Source organism: Pseudoalteromonas sp. SIMBA_162 (genome assembly GCF_046535955.1).
GTDB classification, from domain to species: Bacteria; Pseudomonadota; Gammaproteobacteria; order Enterobacterales; family Alteromonadaceae; genus Pseudoalteromonas; species Pseudoalteromonas marina.
In genome coordinates this window covers 1-256 of sequence record NZ_JAWJBQ010000735.1, presented here as the reverse complement: position 1 = coordinate 256, position 256 = coordinate 1, and the positions used below count along the sequence as shown (strand labels likewise).

Below are 256 nucleotides of genomic sequence, written 5' to 3'. Positions count from 1 at the left end.
CTGCATGCGCTGCTGCTGCTCCATCATCAGACGCGTGCCCTGCTCCAGATAACCGGCCAGCGGCAGCGGCTTGGCCATCGCGTAGATGCGGATGAACTGCTCCAGCAGCTCGTTGGAGAAGACCTCGGCCTCGCCCTCGCCCTGCTCCTGCTCGATGATGATGGTCAGCAGGATGGTGCGCGTGAGGTCCTCACCGCTCTTGGCGTCCTCGACCTTGAAGACCTCTTCCGCCAGCACCAGGCTGCGCAGGTCTTCC

1 protein-coding gene is annotated in these 256 nt (G+C 64.1%); it reads right to left on the bottom strand.

Features of this window, described 5'->3' with window-relative positions; translation table 11 throughout:
• Positions 1–256, bottom strand: a 256-nt coding sequence (locus R0J88_RS21625) for a polyhydroxyalkanoate synthesis regulator DNA-binding domain-containing protein (RefSeq protein ID WP_410901122.1), incomplete at both ends; no start/stop codon positions are given.